General features: G+C 70.4%; 18 protein-coding genes and 1 riboswitch. Of the genes, 8 read left to right on the top strand and 10 right to left on the bottom strand.

The window, feature by feature from the left end; translation table 11 throughout:
- Window positions 1-59 precede the first annotated feature (59 nt).
- From OIC96_RS41210 to OIC96_RS41180, 7 genes are all read right to left on the bottom strand, one after another.
- Window positions 60-818, bottom strand: a complete 759-nt coding sequence (locus OIC96_RS41210; RefSeq protein WP_330302941.1) for an urease accessory protein UreD — start codon at window positions 816-818, stop codon at window positions 60-62.
- Window positions 815-1,498, bottom strand: coding sequence for an urease accessory protein UreG (gene ureG / locus OIC96_RS41205; protein ID WP_330302942.1), 684 nt, complete (start codon window positions 1,496-1,498; stop codon window positions 815-817). The genes OIC96_RS41210 and ureG overlap by 4 nt, the downstream gene beginning before the upstream one ends.
- 188 nt (window positions 1,499-1,686) lie before the next feature.
- Entirely contained in the window at window positions 1,687-2,361 is a 675-nt protein-coding gene (locus tag OIC96_RS41200; protein ID WP_330302943.1) for an urease accessory protein UreF, read from the bottom strand.
- Window positions 2,361-4,082: an urease subunit alpha gene (locus OIC96_RS41195; RefSeq protein ID WP_330302944.1), complete on the bottom strand. Its 1,722-nt coding sequence runs from the start codon at window positions 4,080-4,082 to the stop codon at window positions 2,361-2,363. Before OIC96_RS41195 ends, OIC96_RS41200 begins: the two co-directional genes overlap by 1 nt.
- Window positions 4,075-4,386, bottom strand: coding sequence for an urease subunit beta (locus OIC96_RS41190; RefSeq protein WP_330302945.1), 312 nt, complete (start codon window positions 4,384-4,386; stop codon window positions 4,075-4,077). The genes OIC96_RS41195 and OIC96_RS41190 overlap by 8 nt, the downstream gene beginning before the upstream one ends.
- A gap of 16 nt (window positions 4,387-4,402) precedes the next feature.
- On the bottom strand, window positions 4,403-4,705 hold the full coding sequence (locus OIC96_RS41185; RefSeq protein ID WP_121416835.1) for an urease subunit gamma: 303 nt from the start codon (window positions 4,703-4,705) through the stop codon (window positions 4,403-4,405).
- A 125-nt stretch (window positions 4,706-4,830) separates the two neighbouring features.
- Window positions 4,831-5,466, bottom strand: a complete 636-nt coding sequence (locus tag OIC96_RS41180; RefSeq protein WP_330302946.1) for a TetR/AcrR family transcriptional regulator — start codon at window positions 5,464-5,466, stop codon at window positions 4,831-4,833.
- 185 nt (window positions 5,467-5,651) lie between these two features.
- On the opposite strand from OIC96_RS41180, the gene OIC96_RS41175 reads away from it, so the two are divergent.
- On the top strand, window positions 5,652-6,617 hold the full coding sequence (locus OIC96_RS41175; RefSeq protein WP_330310004.1) for an ABC transporter permease: 966 nt from the start codon (window positions 5,652-5,654) through the stop codon (window positions 6,615-6,617).
- A gap of 109 nt (window positions 6,618-6,726) precedes the next feature.
- On the opposite strand, the gene OIC96_RS41170 is transcribed toward OIC96_RS41175, so the two are convergent.
- Window positions 6,727-7,005 carry a type II toxin-antitoxin system Phd/YefM family antitoxin gene (locus tag OIC96_RS41170; protein WP_330302947.1) on the bottom strand — a complete coding sequence of 93 codons (279 nt, stop codon included), beginning with the start codon at window positions 7,003-7,005 and terminating at the stop codon, window positions 6,727-6,729.
- A 113-nt stretch (window positions 7,006-7,118) separates the two neighbouring features.
- On the opposite strand from OIC96_RS41170, the gene OIC96_RS41165 reads away from it, so the two are divergent.
- From OIC96_RS41165 to OIC96_RS41145, 5 genes are all read left to right on the top strand, one after another.
- Window positions 7,119-7,478 carry a hypothetical protein gene (locus tag OIC96_RS41165; protein WP_330302948.1) on the top strand — a complete coding sequence of 120 codons (360 nt, stop codon included), beginning with the start codon at window positions 7,119-7,121 and terminating at the stop codon, window positions 7,476-7,478.
- 149 nt (window positions 7,479-7,627) lie between these two features.
- Window positions 7,628-8,263: an ATP-dependent Clp protease proteolytic subunit gene (locus OIC96_RS41160; protein WP_330302949.1), complete on the top strand. Its 636-nt coding sequence runs from the start codon at window positions 7,628-7,630 to the stop codon at window positions 8,261-8,263.
- A 7-nt stretch (window positions 8,264-8,270) separates the two neighbouring features.
- Window positions 8,271-8,576 (top strand): hypothetical protein, encoded by a 306-nt coding sequence (locus OIC96_RS41155; RefSeq protein WP_330302950.1) that lies wholly within the window; start codon window positions 8,271-8,273, stop codon window positions 8,574-8,576.
- 361 nt (window positions 8,577-8,937) lie between these two features.
- Window positions 8,938-9,109, top strand: a riboswitch (cyclic di-AMP (ydaO/yuaA leader).
- A 3-nt stretch (window positions 9,110-9,112) separates the two neighbouring features.
- On the top strand, window positions 9,113-9,586 hold the full coding sequence (locus tag OIC96_RS41150; RefSeq protein ID WP_330302951.1) for a C40 family peptidase: 474 nt from the start codon (window positions 9,113-9,115) through the stop codon (window positions 9,584-9,586).
- Between the two features lie 80 nt (window positions 9,587-9,666).
- Entirely contained in the window at window positions 9,667-10,185 is a 519-nt protein-coding gene (locus OIC96_RS41145) for a DUF6328 family protein (RefSeq protein WP_330302952.1), read from the top strand.
- A 108-nt stretch (window positions 10,186-10,293) separates the two neighbouring features.
- Here the strand turns inward: OIC96_RS41145 and OIC96_RS41140 are convergent, their stop codons facing one another.
- The gene (locus tag OIC96_RS41140; protein ID WP_330302953.1) at window positions 10,294-10,752 is read right to left on the bottom strand and encodes an ATP-binding protein; all 459 of its coding nucleotides are present in this window, start codon (window positions 10,750-10,752) and stop codon (window positions 10,294-10,296) included.
- Window positions 10,753-10,964: 212 nt separating this feature from the next.
- On the opposite strand from OIC96_RS41140, the gene OIC96_RS41135 reads away from it, so the two are divergent.
- Together OIC96_RS41135 and OIC96_RS41130 are read left to right on the top strand one after the other, a co-directional pair.
- Window positions 10,965-11,822 carry a helix-turn-helix domain-containing protein gene (locus tag OIC96_RS41135; RefSeq protein ID WP_330302954.1) on the top strand — a complete coding sequence of 286 codons (858 nt, stop codon included), beginning with the start codon at window positions 10,965-10,967 and terminating at the stop codon, window positions 11,820-11,822.
- A 12-nt stretch (window positions 11,823-11,834) separates the two neighbouring features.
- Window positions 11,835-12,059, top strand: a complete 225-nt coding sequence (locus OIC96_RS41130) for a DUF397 domain-containing protein (RefSeq protein ID WP_327427017.1) — start codon at window positions 11,835-11,837, stop codon at window positions 12,057-12,059.
- A gap of 12 nt (window positions 12,060-12,071) precedes the next feature.
- On the opposite strand, the gene OIC96_RS41125 is transcribed toward OIC96_RS41130, so the two are convergent.
- Window positions 12,072-13,196, bottom strand: a complete 1,125-nt coding sequence (locus OIC96_RS41125; protein ID WP_330302955.1) for an 8-amino-7-oxononanoate synthase — start codon at window positions 13,194-13,196, stop codon at window positions 12,072-12,074.
- Between the last annotated feature and the right edge of the window lie 97 nt (window positions 13,197-13,293).

Raw genomic sequence — 13,293 nt, 5'->3', positions numbered from 1 at the left:
CTTTTCTTTACCAATCCGATAACCGGTGCACGGCGTCCCGTTGAGCGGAGACGTCTCCCTCAGCCGAGCACCCGCAGCGCCTCGTCCAACACGCGCCGCAGCCGCAGCGCGTCGGGCGCGAGCGAGGTCACGAGCACGGCGGGCCCGGCGAGCGGGGTGAGAGCGGCGTACTCCCCCAGCAGTCGCGCCGCGGGCGCCTCCTTCTCGAACTCCGGTCGTACGACGACGAGTTGCCCCAGAGCGCGATGCCCCGCGAGGACGGCGGGCCCGTCCCAGCCGCCGGGCGCACCGGGCCCGCACGCCAACTCCTGGTCCAGCAGCGGCCGTCCGCCGAGCCACACGGTAAGACGGCTGGTGAGCCGCCCGGGTTCCTCACCGGCCCGCCCGAGTACCTGCTCCTCCCGGAAGACAAGCCGAGCGCCCGCCGCCAGCTCGACGCGCGAGGAGACGTACAGATCACTGCCACCCGCGGAGATCAACTGCTCGGGCAGCCAGCACAGTTCGCCCCCTTCGGCGACGTCGAGACGCACGTCGTAGCGCGCCTCCCCCTTGGCCTGCCCCGGCAGCGCGATGGTGGCGGCCGCCGATCCGACATGCAGTCGCGCGCCCTCGCCCACCTCCGCCTCGACGGTGAAGTGATCGCCTCCGAGCGGACCGCTCATCGCACCGACCAGCATGACGCGCGCCTCGGAGCCACTGGCCCGCGTACGGCGCAGGGCGAGCGGCCCCTGCCCGTCCAGCACGGGCAGCGAGGTCCCGCCCCGTCCGTCGTCCCGGGCCGAGATCCGCGCGGTGGCCCGTACTCCCGCTGTCGTCATGCCGTCCACGCGGCGAGCTGCCCCCGCACCCACGTCGTGACATCCGTGACCCCGCCCTCGCCCCGGAGCGACTGGAAGACGACCGGCAGCTCGGCCCGCTGCGCCTTGGCGTCCGCCGCCATACGCCCGAGATCGGACCCGACGTACGGCGCGAGGTCGGTCTTGTTGACGACGAGCAGATCGGCGGTGGTGACACCGGGTCCGCCCTTGCGCGGAATGTCGTCCCCGCCGGCCACGTCGATGACGAAGATCTGCGCGTCGACCAGTCCCCTGGAGAAGGTCGCGGTGAGGTTGTCGCCTCCGGACTCGACAAGGATCAGATCGAGCGGCCCGACCTCGTCCTCCAGGTCCTCCACCGCTTCGAGGTTGGCGGAGATGTCGTCCCGGATGGCGGTGTGCGGGCAGGCCCCCGTCTCGACGGCGGTGATCCGCTCGGGCGGCAGCACGGCCTCCCGCAGCAGGAACTCCGCGTCCTCACGCGTATAGATGTCGTTCGTGACGACGGCGAGCGACAACTCGTCGCGCAGCGCCTTGCAGAGCGCGGCGACGGTGGCGGTCTTGCCGGAACCGACGGGACCGCCGAGCCCTATACGCAGCGCACGGCGCGAGCCGTCCGGACGGTGGGCATCGGCACTGATGGCGGAGGGCCCGCCGTGAGAGTGATCGTGATCGAGGTGCATGATTGCGGCTCCATTTCGCGGCCGAGGGCGTCATCCCGCGGCTTCGGCAGACCTTCAGCTCCGGCCGGGGCTTGGTCTCTTCAGCCCGTCCGGCGTTTGAGGACGAGGCCGTTCAGGCCGATGCGGGGGTCTGGGGGCGGCAGCCCCCAGGGATGGGACGGGTAGGGGCGGAGGGGGCGAGAAACCCCTCACGACGCGAACAGCCGTACAGCCCAAGCGGCATGCGCCTCCGCACTGATCTCCAGCAACGGAGCCGAAGCCGCAGGCAACACCTCGACCCCGTCGTCGAGAGCTCGCCGCGCGGCGGACACCGCCTGATGGGCCATGACGTCCAGCTCGGGCGCGAGCCGCGCCAAAGCCGCCGTCGCGTCGAACGGGTCAAGACTCAGCAACCGCACCGTCGCCGTCGCCGGCCCACTGACGCACTCGTACGCCGAGCAGTACGCGGCGTCCTCCGCACCGAGCCCCGCGGCCCGCGCCGCCAGCCCCAGCACGACCGGCTGATGCGCCCCCTTGGGAAACTCCCGGGCCAGCGCGTCGAGTTCCGCCGAAGGCCACGTCGCCCGGGCCGCCCGCATCAACTGCCGCCCGAGCCTGCGCGCGGCGACCCGCAGTGCGGGCGACGGCGTACGGGCGTCGGCGGCCGTGTCCAACGCCACCGGATCGATCCCGAGCGCGCTCGCGGCGGCCAGCGAGGCCGAGACGAGCCCGGCGGTGTGCAGCCGCCCCCGGCAGAAGTCCTCCAGGCTCGCCGCCCCGGTGATCCGTCCGGCCTTGACGGCCGCCTCCGCCCCGCCGGAGTGGGCATGCCCTCCGGCGGGAAAGCGGCCGTCGGCCAGGACCAGTAGTGCTGCGCGGGTCATCAGAAGAGGAAGTAGCGCTGGGCCATGGGCAGTTCGGCGGCCGGAGTCGCCTCGACGAGCTCGCCGTCGATGTGCACGGCGAAGCTGTCGGGATCGACCCGCACCTGCGGCCGCGCGTCGTTCTCCCGCATGTCGGCCTTGGTCACCCCACGCGTCGAGTCGATGGCGACGAACCGCTTCCCGAGCGAGAGCCGCTCCGGCAGCCCGTCCTCGATGGCGAGCGGCGCCACGAAGTTGAACGAGTTCGAGGCCGGGGCCCGCCCGATCGCGCCGTACATCGGCCGGGGCAGAACCGGCTGCGGCGTCGGGATCGACGCGTTGGCGTCGCCCATCTGCGCGTACGCGATCTGTCCGCCCTTGATGACGAGATGCGGCTTGACCCCGAAGAACGCGGGCTCCCACAGCACCAGGTCGGCGAGCTTGCCGGTCTCGACGGAGCCGACCTCGCGGGCGAGGCCCTGCGCGAGCGCCGGGTTGATCGTGTACTTGGCGACATAGCGACGTACGCGGTGGTTGTCCGCGCGGCCGTCACCCGGGAGGGCACCCCGCCGCCGCTTCATCACATGCGCCGTCTGCCAGGTCCGCATGATGACCTCGCCGACCCGCCCCATGGCCTGGGCGTCGGACGAGATGATCGAGATGGCACCCAGGTCGTGCAGGATGTCCTCGGCCCCGATGGTCGACGGCCGAATACGCGACTCGGCGAACGCCAGGTCCTCCGGAACGGCCGCGTTGAGGTGGTGGCACACCATCAGCATGTCGAGGTGTTCCTCGGCGGTGTTGACGGTGTACGGCCGGGTCGGGTTGGTGGAGCTGGGCAGGACGTGCGGCTCGGAGACCACGGTCATGATGTCCGGCGCGTGCCCGCCGCCCGCACCCTCCGTGTGGTACGCGTGGATGCCGCGTCCGCCGATCGCGGCGAGCGTGTCGCCGACGAACCCGGCCTCGTTGAGGGTGTCCGTGTGGATGGCGATCTGGATGCCGGTGCGGTCGGCGACGGTCAGCGCGGCGTCGATGACGGCGGGCGTGGTGCCCCAGTCCTCGTGCAGCTTGAGGCCGAGCGCACCGCCGCGGATCTGCGACAGCATCGCGTCGTGCGAGACGGTGTTGCCCTTGCCGAGCAGACCGAAGTTGAGGGGGTACTCCTCCATCGCCTCCAGCATCCGGGCCAGATGCCAGGGGCCGGGGGTGACCGTCGTCGCCTTCGAGCCCTCGGCGGGACCCGTGCCGCCACCGACCAGCGTCGTGATGCCGGCGGCGAGCGCCTCATCGGCGATCTGCGGACAGATCAGGTGGACGTGCGCGTCGATGGCGCCCGCGGTCAGGATGCGCCCGTTGCCCGCGATGATCTCCGTCTCCGGACCGATCACCAGGTCGGGGTGCACACCGTCCATGGTGTCCGGGTTGCCGGCCTTGCCGATGCCGGTGATCCGGCCGTCGCGGATACCGACGTCGGCCTTGACGATCCCCCAGTGGTCGATGATCACGACACCCGTGATGACCGTGTCCGGGGTGCCATCTGCGCGCGTAGCGCGCGACTGGCCCATGGATTCGCGGATGACCTTGCCACCGCCGAACACCGCCTCGTCACCGGCGAGTCCGGGCCCGCCGGAACGATCCTCCTCGATCTCGACGAGCAGATCGGTGTCGGCGAGCCGGATGCGGTCGCCGGTGGTGGGGCCGAACAGATCGGCGTACGCGGCACGCGAGATCTCAGGCATCGAGGGGACCTCCGGTCTCACCGCGCAGGCCGGGCACCACACGGGCACCGGTGAGCGGAACGAGTTCGACGTCGACGGGGATCCCGGGCTCGAAGCGCACGGCGGTGCCGGCGGCGACGTTGAGCCGCTTGCCGCGCGCGGCGGCACGGTCGAAGTCCAGACCGGGGTTGGCCTCGGCGAAGTGGTAGTGGGAGCCGACCTGGACGGGCCGGTCGGCGGCGTTGAGGACGGTCAGCCGGGTGACCTCGCGGCCTTCGTTGAAGGCGACGGGTCCGTCGGCAAACAGGATCTCTCCGGGAATCATGGCTCGCGCTCCCCCGTCAGACGATCGGGTCGTGGACGGTGACGAGCTTGGTGCCGTCGGGGAAGGTCGCCTCGACCTGGACGTCGTGGATCATCTCGGGGATGCCCTCCATGACGTCGTCCCGGGTGAGGATCTTGCGTCCGGAGGACATCAGTTCCGCGACGGTACGGCCGTCACGCGCGCCTTCGAGGATGTGCGACGTGATGAGCGCGATGGCCTCGGGGTGGTTCAGTTTCAGCCCGCGGGCCCGCCGCTTCTCGGCCACGTCGGCGGCCACATGAATCAGCAGCCTCTCTTGCTCGTGCGGGGTCAGTTGCACGGCGTCCCACCTCAGTCCTCGCTCCGGACCGTGCGGGGTCCGGTGGCCGCAGCCACCAAAACCCCTGGTGGCGTGGATGGGCACGCTAGTTGGCCGGAGTTTCAAGGACGTTAACCAGCCTGTGATCAATTCACCGCCGCGCGGTGGACGCCCCCCATGCTCATCAGGGCCCGCAGCCCGTCCTGGAGAGTCTTTGTGGGTACGGTGCCGAACAGGGCCAGCTGCGCCGCGAACCCCTGCGCGAGCGCGATCATCGTCCGGGCCATGGCGTCGGCGTCGGCGTCCTCGGGCATCAGCCCCGCGTCCTTGTAGCGCTCGACGACCTTCGCCCAGGCGGCGCGCACCTTGTCGTACCCCGTGGTCATCACGACCGCCAGCTCGTGATTGCGCAGGGTCTCGGTCCACACCTGGATCATCAGCCGGGGGAAGACCCACTCACCGCCGTCCAGCACGCCCGGGCGCACCGCCTTCAGCTGCTCCAGGACCCTGGGGATCAGCACGTCCGGCAGCGGGGGCGGATTCTCCAGGGCCGCGCGCTCATAGGTGTCGCGCACCGTCTCCAGCACCTCGGCGACGATCGCTCCGATCAGCTCCTCCTTGCCGCTGAAATAGCGGTAGACGGCCCCCGCGGAGAGGTCGACTTCCTTGAGCACGTCCTGCATCGACGTGGCGTGGAACCCGTTGCGGGCGAAGCAGAGGGCGGCGCCGTCGAGGATCTGCCGGCGGCGGGCGTCTAGGTGTTCCTGGGATACGCGGGCCATGGCCCCCAACGTAAAACGAACATTCCTTCTTGACAAGGCGACAAGGCCGGCAGGACAGTGTGGGGAGTTTCTAAAACGAACGATCCTTCTTTTTAAATTGCGAAACGAGGAAGACCATGCCCGCCACCTCCGCTACGCCCGCCGGCACCGCCGCACCCCCGCTGCCACTGCCTCACGGCCGCCGCATGGTCGCCGTGATCGTGCTCATCCCGGCGCTGGTGGCACTGGCACTCTGGGCCTTCGCCTGGCCCGCCGCCCGCACCGCACCCCGCGATCTTCCGCTCGGCGTGGCGGGCTCCGCGGCCGCGACCGCACAGATACAGAAGCAGTTGGCGCAGCACCGAGGCGCCTTCGAGATCCACCACTACGCCGACGAGGCCGCCGCCCGGGACGCCATCGAGGACCGGACCGTATACGGCGCGGTCGTCGCCACCGCGCAGGGACCCAAACTGCTGACCGCCTCCGCCGCGAGCCCGCTTGTCGCCCAGCTGCTCCAGCAGGCAGTGGCCCAGCAGGCCCCCGAGGGCACGAAGGTGCCGACCGCCGATGTCGTGCCCGCCTCCGCCAAGGACCCCCGCGGCGCGGCCCTGAGCGCGAGCGTGCTGCCGCTCGCCCTGGTCGGCATCGCCGCGGGAGCCGTCGTGACGCTGCTGGGCCTGCGCGGCACACGCGCCGCCGTCGCACTGGTCGGCGCGGCGGCGCTGGTCGGCATGGTCGCGGCCTCGATCGCGCACAGCTGGCTGGGGGTCCTCACCGGCGACTGGTGGACGGAGGCCGCGGCGCTCGGGCTGTCGACCCTGGCCGTGAGCGCCGCCGTCGCCGGACTCGCGGCACTGATCGGCACTCCCGGGATCGGGCTCGGCGGCTTCGTGGTCATGCTGCTCGGCAACCCGTTCTCCGGAGCGGCCTCGGCCCCGGAGATGCTGCCCGAGCCCGTCGGGACGATCGGCCAGTGGCTGCCGCCGGGCGCGGGCGCGTCACTGCTGCGCTCGGTGTCTTTCTTCGACGGCGCCGCCGCTGCCGGCCCGGCGCTGACCCTGGCCTGGTGGGCCGTGCTCGGCCTCGGCGCGGTCCTGCTGGGCAGCGCGCTCAAGCAGCGCCGGACGCCCGCGGAGAAGGTCACCGAGCGGGAGCCCGTACTGGTGAACTGACCGCCCACTGGACGCCCACGGAACGGACCGTGCGCCCCCGCTGTAGCGGACGGGAGCGCACGGTCTCCGTGTTTCCGCATCCCCGCGCGTCCGCTGAACCGTCTTGTGCCTACGAGGCGTTGGGCCCCCGGTGCTCCGCCGCGATGCCGAACCGCTGTCGCTCGCGCGGCGCGGACGCGACCTCGCGCACGCTGGAGAGGGCGCTGACCACCTGCTCGTCCGCCGGGTCCGGGAGTTCTTCGAGGCGCTCCAGGTCGGCGGCGGAGACCAGGGCGACGAGGGGCTTCCCGTGCCGCGTCACTACGACGCGCTCACCGCCGTACACCACGCGGTTGATCAGGTCGGCGAGCTCAGCCCTGGCTTGCGTCACCGGAATCTCGTAGGCCATGCCCCCAGCTTAGACCGGTCCCCTGACACCGCCGGAGAGCGGAAGATCGCGTTCTGCCCCACCGCCATCGCCCTGTCCATACGATCGAGCGTCAGCTTCCGAAGGAGGCGTTCATGACAGCCAAGGAGGGGATCATGTCCAGCATTTCCAGGCGCTCACTGCTGGGATATTCAGGGACAGCGGCGGCGGGGGCCGCGCTCGCCACGGCCGGAACGACGCAGGCCGCCGCAGCCGGGGACAGCAGCACGGCGGAGGTCACGTTCCCGCCCGACACGGAGTTCACCGGAGGCGTCAGCATCGCCGACATCGACGCGATGCTCCGCATATCCTTCACCGTCCAGTTGGACACGGCTCCCGCGGAAAACACCATCACGCCCGCCGACGTGGCGAACGCGCTCTCCGAACTCGCCGTCTCCCGCGGCTGGCCACCCATCCACTTCAGCGGAAGACCCACACCGGTCGCCATCAACTGACACCCGCAGACGCACACACGCGCGCACGGCGCCCCGGACCGACTCCCGCTCCGGGGCGCCGCCGTTTTTCGCTCTCAGCATGCTCCCCTTCCCCGGGGACGTACGTCCTGTACATTTTTTACAGACGTCGATCCGAGGAGGCGCGCACCATGCACAGCCCGTCCGCCCGCTATGTCCTGCCCACGTTCACGGAACGGACCAGCACGGGGCACCAGACCCTGGATCCGTACTCGAAGCTGCTCGAAGAGCGGATCGTGTTCCTCGGGACGCCGATCGACGACACGTCGGCGAACGATGTGATGGCGCAGTTCATGCACCTCGAGTACCTGGCACCGGACCGGGACATCTCGCTGTACATCAACTCCCCCGGCGGCTCGTTCAGCGCGATGTCGGCGGTCTACGACACGATGCAGTTCGTCACGTGCGACGTGGAGACGATCTGCCTGGGGCAGGCGGCGTCGGCCGCGGCCGTGCTGCTGGCCGGGGGCACGCCGGGCAAACGGTTCGCGCTGCCGGGTGCCCGTGTGCTCATCCACCAGCCGTCGGTCTCCGAGCCGATCCAGGGCCAGGCGAGCGATCTGGCCATCCAGGCCGAGGAGTTGGTGCGCACCCGGAAGCTGCTGGAGGAACTGCTCGTACGGCACACGGGGCAGAGTCCGGAGCAAGTCGCCGCGGACATCGAGCGGGACAAGATCCTGGACGCGCCGGCGGCGTTGGCGTACGGACTGATCGACCGGATCGTCCCGAGCCGCAAGGCCTCGCGCACCGCGCCCGGCGCGAGGTGATCGCCCGATGGTCCCCGAACTGCCCCCACTGCCCGCGCTGACGCGCGCCGAGGCCGAGTTGATCGACCGTTACCTCGACGTGGTCGATCTGCTCGGACGCATCAACCCGGCCCGCCCCGGGGACACCTACCGCGGCCTGCGTGCCGCTCAGGCGCTCGTCGGCAAGGCGACGGCACTGCGTGAGGCCCTCGCACTGATGCATCAGCGGGGTGAGAGCGAGGTGCACGCGCCGACCCTGGCACAGGCCCTGCGCGTCCTCGACGGGGAGCGGCGGGCGGCCCGGGTCACCCTGCCGCCCGACTCCCACAGTTGACGCAGGCGCACCCGGGCCGCGGCACGCGCCGAGCCGGCGAAGCGTCCGGCCCGGGTTTCAAACGGACCGAATGGTGTACCCCCTGATGGAGTAGACGCCGGTCCTTCCAGGAGGGCGGAAAAGTTGCGCAACGCGCGTAGCGCAGAGGCGGAATGAAGTGCTCCGACGCAGGTACGGGCATCGTCGGCTTCCTCAACACCCCCTCGAACGGAGGGGTGTCCACCCGAACGGGTGAGTGGTGAGTAACCCCACAAATCGCCGGTTCCGCTCGGTTTTTCGGACACTCATGCGTGAAGATCCCTTCCGACGACAAGCCCCCGCCACAACGGCGGGGCGGTCCGGGCGGACGCCGAGTCCTGCCGCTGCCCGGATGCCCGGTCGACAGAAGTGCATCGGCAGGAGTGGAGGACCCAGCACGACGGGCCGCCGGAGAGATCCGGGCGGTCCTTGGGGTGAAGCCGCGTAAGCGGCCGGGCTACTTCGCCAGCCCGAATCCGACAGGTCATCCTTCACAGGCGGCTGACGAAGGGTTGCGCATGACTGCGCTCAATCGTGTCCCGTCGCTGTGGACCAGGGCCGGTACGGCCTCGGCTCTCACCATTGCCGCCGTGGGCGGCAGCCTCGTGGTCCCGGGCGTCGCATCCGGCGCCGAGGCGGCCACTCTCGCGACGAAGGCACTTCAGGTCGCGGCTTCCAAGAAGGGCTCCCCGTACCAGTGGGGCGCCACGGGGCCGCGCCGTTTCGACTGCTCCGGGTTCACGCTCTACTCGTACAAGAAGGCGGGCAAGAAGCTGCCTCGTACGGCCGCGGCGCAGTACAACAAGACGCACCATGTCTCCGCCTCGCACCGCAAGGCCGGAGACCTCGTGTTCTTCCACTCGGGCCGGAGCGTGTACCACGTCGGCATCTATGCCGGGAAGGGAAAGATCTGGCACTCCCCGAAGACCGGGGAGGTCGTGAAGCTCCAGAAGATCTGGACGAAGAGCGTCTGGTACGGCCGGGTCAGCTGATCCGCCCGAGGGGGTGACGGCGCACACCGCCGTCACCCCCTCGGGGCGTGAAAACGGGTCGGACCGGTTACTCGTCCACCATGGCCGAGCAACGTCCCCTCCCGGCACGCCACGAGACGCCTCTCGAACGCGCCGACCGCAACTTCAGCGAGCTGCTCCAGGAGCTGCGCGTCACCCAGACAGGGGTGCAGATCCTCTTCGCCTTCCTGCTGACCCTTGCCTTCACACAGCGCTTCCCCTCGCTCGACACCGTCCAGCGCGCCACCTACGTCACCACGCTGCTGCTCTCGGTGCTGGCCGCCGCCCTGTTCACAGCCCCCGCGGCGCTGCACCGGTCGCTGTTCCAGGAGAACGTCAAGCCCGCCATCGTGCGGGTCTCCTCCCGGCTGGCCGGCATCGGTCTGTTCGTGCTGATGCTGGCGTTCACCGGATCGGTGCTCCTCGTCGTGGACGTGTCGCTGGGGCGTGCCGCCGGGATCGCGGCGGGAGCGGGCACACTGGCCGTCTACGTGGCGTTGTGGGGCGTGCTGCCCCGGCTGGTCCACCGTGCCCTCAGGCCCGCAGAGGTTCCACCGGCAGCACCGGACCGAGGCCCATGACCGCGCCGGACGACGGACATCCGTCTGCTGCCGCCCGTACGCCTTCGGGCGGGCCGGGCAGCACAGGCACAACCCCGGGTCGTAGGGACACGCCAACTGAGCCGCCTCCTACGGCTCTTGAGGTCCCCCGGCCGCCACCGGCTGGACCGGTGCCGTCCACGGCAGTTCGATGGAAACCGTCTTGCCGCCTTCCCTGGTGGGCCGGACGGCGAGTCTGCCGCCGCATTCCGCGGTCAGCCAGCGGATGATCACCATGCCGCGGCCGTTGTCCTGTTGGACGGCTGCGGGCAGCCGTTTCGGAAAGCGCGGGTGGCTGTCGGTGACGCCGAGGCGCAGGTGTTCGTCCCGGTCGAGCTGGACGTCCACCGTGAAGGTGGGCGACTGCCCGAAAGTGTGCTGGACGGCGTTGGTGGCTAGTTCGGACACGATCAGGCGTACGGTGTCCGCGACTTCGGAGTCGCACGGCAGGCCCCACTCGGCCAGCACATCGGCGACGAATTTCCGGGCCGCGGAGACCGAGGCGGGATCGCTCGGCAGAGTGACGGATGCTTCCTGGTGATCTGCCATGGCGACGTCGACCCTTTCCCACGGGACCGGAGTCCGACACGGAGCGGATGGTTCGAGTACGGTCCCGGACTGGTGCTTCGCGACAGACTGCCATTACCGGGCCGGTCACGGGTGCGATCCACCGAGATATGCATATATCTGTCGCTCGAAGCGGTGAACTCTGCGACGGCGGAGCGTATTTGGGCGGCTCGGAAGGAGTAAGGAGTACGGCCATGCAGCACGGTCCCGCGGTGCGCCGCCGCAAGCTCGGTGCCGAACTGCGCGCGCTGCGCGCCGATGCGGGCCTCACCAGTGGTGAGGCGGCCCGCCTCGTAGGCTGGCACCAGTCGAAAGTGAGCCGGATCGAGACCGGCACCAGCGGGGTGAAGCCCGCGGACGTAGCACGGCTACTGGACGCCTACGCCGTCGAGGATCTCGAATTACGCGATCTCCTGGTCGTGTTGGCGGGCTCCGAGGGCAACGGACGGCACCACTGGTGGCACGCCTATCGTGGGGTACTGCCGTCGACGTACCGCGACTTCATCAGTCTGGAGTCGCAGGCCAGCGGGATGCGCACGCTGGAGACCTCCGTCGTGCCGGGGCTGCTGCAGACGCCCGAGTACGCCCGTGCGGTGACGCGGGCCGCCGTGGACGGGCTGGAGGACGGCAAGCTGGACGCGCTCGTCGAGGTGCGCCTCGCCCGCCAGGACGTGCTGCGTTCGAATCCGCCGCTGGAACTGACCGCCGTTCTGGACGAAGCGGTGTTACGACGTGAGGTCGGCGGACCGGAGGTCATGGCACGGCAGCTGGAGCGTCTGCGGGAGGCCGCTGCCCTGCCTCAAGTGCGGCTTCAGGTACTGCCGTTCGCCGCCGGAGCACACATCGGAGTCACAGGGCCTTTCGTTATCTTCTCATTTCCGAACACAACTGATCTGGATGTGGTTGTTCTCGACCACTTGACGAGTAGCCTCTACCTCGAACGGAAAGAAGACCTTCAGGCCTACAGCGAGGCTTTCAACGCCCTTCAGTTCCACGCCCTTTCGCCCGAGGACTCGTTGGACTACATCGCCGGGATAGGTGACGGCGCGTAAGGAGGCACCCCCATGTCTGCACTGCCTCGGTACGTACCATCCAGTACTTCGCTGCACGACGTGCGATGGCTGCGCAGCAGCCGCAGCACGGGAATGAACAACTGCGTCGAGACAGCACGCCCCGGCCCGGGACCCTGGGCCGAACTGGTGGCCGTGCGCGATTCCAAGAACACGGCGGGACCCGCCCTGCTCTTCGCTCCTGCCGCCTGGGAGGGATTCATCGCCGGACTGAGCTGACCGCCACCACACTCATCGCTTCTGGCTGATCACGCGTACGGCGTGCTCGATCTGCGCGTCGGTGAGGTCCGCGCGGGCGGTCAGCCTCAGCCGTGAGATGCCGTCGGGCACGGACGGGGGACGGAAGCAGCCGACGGCGAGTCCCGCCTCACGGCAGTCGGCCGCCCACCGCACGGCCCGCTCGGGGGACGGCGCGCGCACGGAGACGACGGCGGCGTCCGGTCGTACCGCTTCGAGGCCCTCGGCCGTGAGGCGGGTGTGCAGCGCCGTCGCCACGGCGCGCGCCCGTGCGGCACGCTCCGGCTCGCGGCGCAGCAGCCTGAGCGCCGCCAGGGCCGCGCCCGCCGCCGCGGGCGCGAGACCGGTGTCGAAGATGAAGGTGCGCGCCGCGTTGACCAGGTGGTCGATGACCGGAGCGGGGCCGAGGACGGCGCCGCCCTGGCTGCCGAACGACTTGGAGAGCGTGACGGTCACGACGACGTCCGGGGCACCCGCGAGCCCCGCCGCGTGCGGCGCGCCCCTGCCACCGTCGCCCAGCACGCCGAGTCCGTGCGCGTCGTCGACGATCAGTCCTGCCCCGTACTCCCGGCAGGCGACGGCCAGTTCGGCCAGCGGCGCCGCGTCCCCGTCCACCGAGAAGACTGTGTCGGACACGGCGACGGCGGGCCCTTCGTGGGTGCCGAGCGCCTTGCGTACGGCGTCGGGGTCGGCGTGCGCGACGACCTGTGTGGTGCCGCGGGCCAGCCGGCAGCCGTCGATCAGCGAGGCGTGGTTGCCCGCGTCCGAGACGACGAGTGAGCCGTGCGGCGCGAGCGCGGTGACGGCGGCGAGATTGGCCGCGTATCCGGAGGAGAAGACGAGCGCGGACTCGAAGCCGCAGAAGTCGGCCAGCTCGCGTTCCAGTTCGCCGTGCAGTTCGGTGGTGCCCGTGACGAGCCGGGAGCCGGTCGCGCCGCCGCCCCACCGGCGCGCGGCGTGAGCCGCTGCCCCGGTGATCTCCGGATGGCGTGCGAGACCGAGGTAGTCGTTGCTCGCGAGATCGAGGAGCGGCGAGTCGGCGGGGCGCGGGCGCAGAGTGCGTACGAGTCCGGCCCGGCGGCGCGCCTCAGCCTGCTCGTCGATCCAGCCGAACGCCATGTGTCCTCCGGGCCGTGGTGGCGGGTGTTTTGTAGGCAGTGCACAGACCCTAGCGGCCGGGCCAGCCGGGCAGGATGTGGCAATACCCACACGTCGA

Source organism: Streptomyces sp. NBC_00775, from assembly GCF_036347135.1.
Classification (GTDB): Bacteria; Actinomycetota; Actinomycetes; order Streptomycetales; family Streptomycetaceae; genus Streptomyces; species Streptomyces lutosisoli.
Note: the sequence above shows the minus strand (reverse complement) of the source record. Positions and strands in the feature narration are given on the sequence as shown.

Bases quoted from the DNA above. Each gene is read 5' to 3' on its own strand.
- OIC96_RS41140 (WP_330302953.1), bottom strand. From the start codon at position 10,752: ATGGCAGATCACCAGGAAGCATCCGTCACTCTGCCGAGCGATCCCGCC.
- OIC96_RS41170 (WP_330302947.1), bottom strand. From the start codon at position 7,005: ATGGCCTACGAGATTCCGGTGACGCAAGCCAGGGCTGAGCTCGCCGAC.
- OIC96_RS41150 (WP_330302951.1), top strand. From the start codon at position 9,113: ATGACTGCGCTCAATCGTGTCCCGTCGCTGTGGACCAGGGCCGGTACG.
- OIC96_RS41195 (WP_330302944.1), bottom strand. From the start codon at position 4,082: ATGCCTGAGATCTCGCGTGCCGCGTACGCCGATCTGTTCGGCCCCACC.
- OIC96_RS41190 (WP_330302945.1), bottom strand. From the start codon at position 4,386: ATGATTCCCGGAGAGATCCTGTTTGCCGACGGACCCGTCGCCTTCAAC.
- OIC96_RS41210 (WP_330302941.1), bottom strand. From the start codon at position 818: ATGACGACAGCGGGAGTACGGGCCACCGCGCGGATCTCGGCCCGGGAC.
- OIC96_RS41130 (WP_327427017.1), top strand. From the start codon at position 11,835: ATGTCTGCACTGCCTCGGTACGTACCATCCAGTACTTCGCTGCACGAC.
- OIC96_RS41135 (WP_330302954.1), top strand. From the start codon at position 10,965: ATGCAGCACGGTCCCGCGGTGCGCCGCCGCAAGCTCGGTGCCGAACTG.
- OIC96_RS41155 (WP_330302950.1), top strand. From the start codon at position 8,271: ATGGTCCCCGAACTGCCCCCACTGCCCGCGCTGACGCGCGCCGAGGCC.
- OIC96_RS41175 (WP_330310004.1), top strand. From the start codon at position 5,652: ATGGTCGCCGTGATCGTGCTCATCCCGGCGCTGGTGGCACTGGCACTC.
- OIC96_RS41145 (WP_330302952.1), top strand. From the start codon at position 9,667: ATGGCCGAGCAACGTCCCCTCCCGGCACGCCACGAGACGCCTCTCGAA.
- ureG (WP_330302942.1), bottom strand. From the start codon at position 1,498: ATGCACCTCGATCACGATCACTCTCACGGCGGGCCCTCCGCCATCAGT.
- OIC96_RS41165 (WP_330302948.1), top strand. From the start codon at position 7,119: ATGACAGCCAAGGAGGGGATCATGTCCAGCATTTCCAGGCGCTCACTG.
- OIC96_RS41180 (WP_330302946.1), bottom strand. From the start codon at position 5,466: ATGGCCCGCGTATCCCAGGAACACCTAGACGCCCGCCGCCGGCAGATC.
- OIC96_RS41125 (WP_330302955.1), bottom strand. From the start codon at position 13,196: ATGGCGTTCGGCTGGATCGACGAGCAGGCTGAGGCGCGCCGCCGGGCC.
- OIC96_RS41200 (WP_330302943.1), bottom strand. From the start codon at position 2,361: ATGACCCGCGCAGCACTACTGGTCCTGGCCGACGGCCGCTTTCCCGCC.
- OIC96_RS41160 (WP_330302949.1), top strand. From the start codon at position 7,628: ATGCACAGCCCGTCCGCCCGCTATGTCCTGCCCACGTTCACGGAACGG.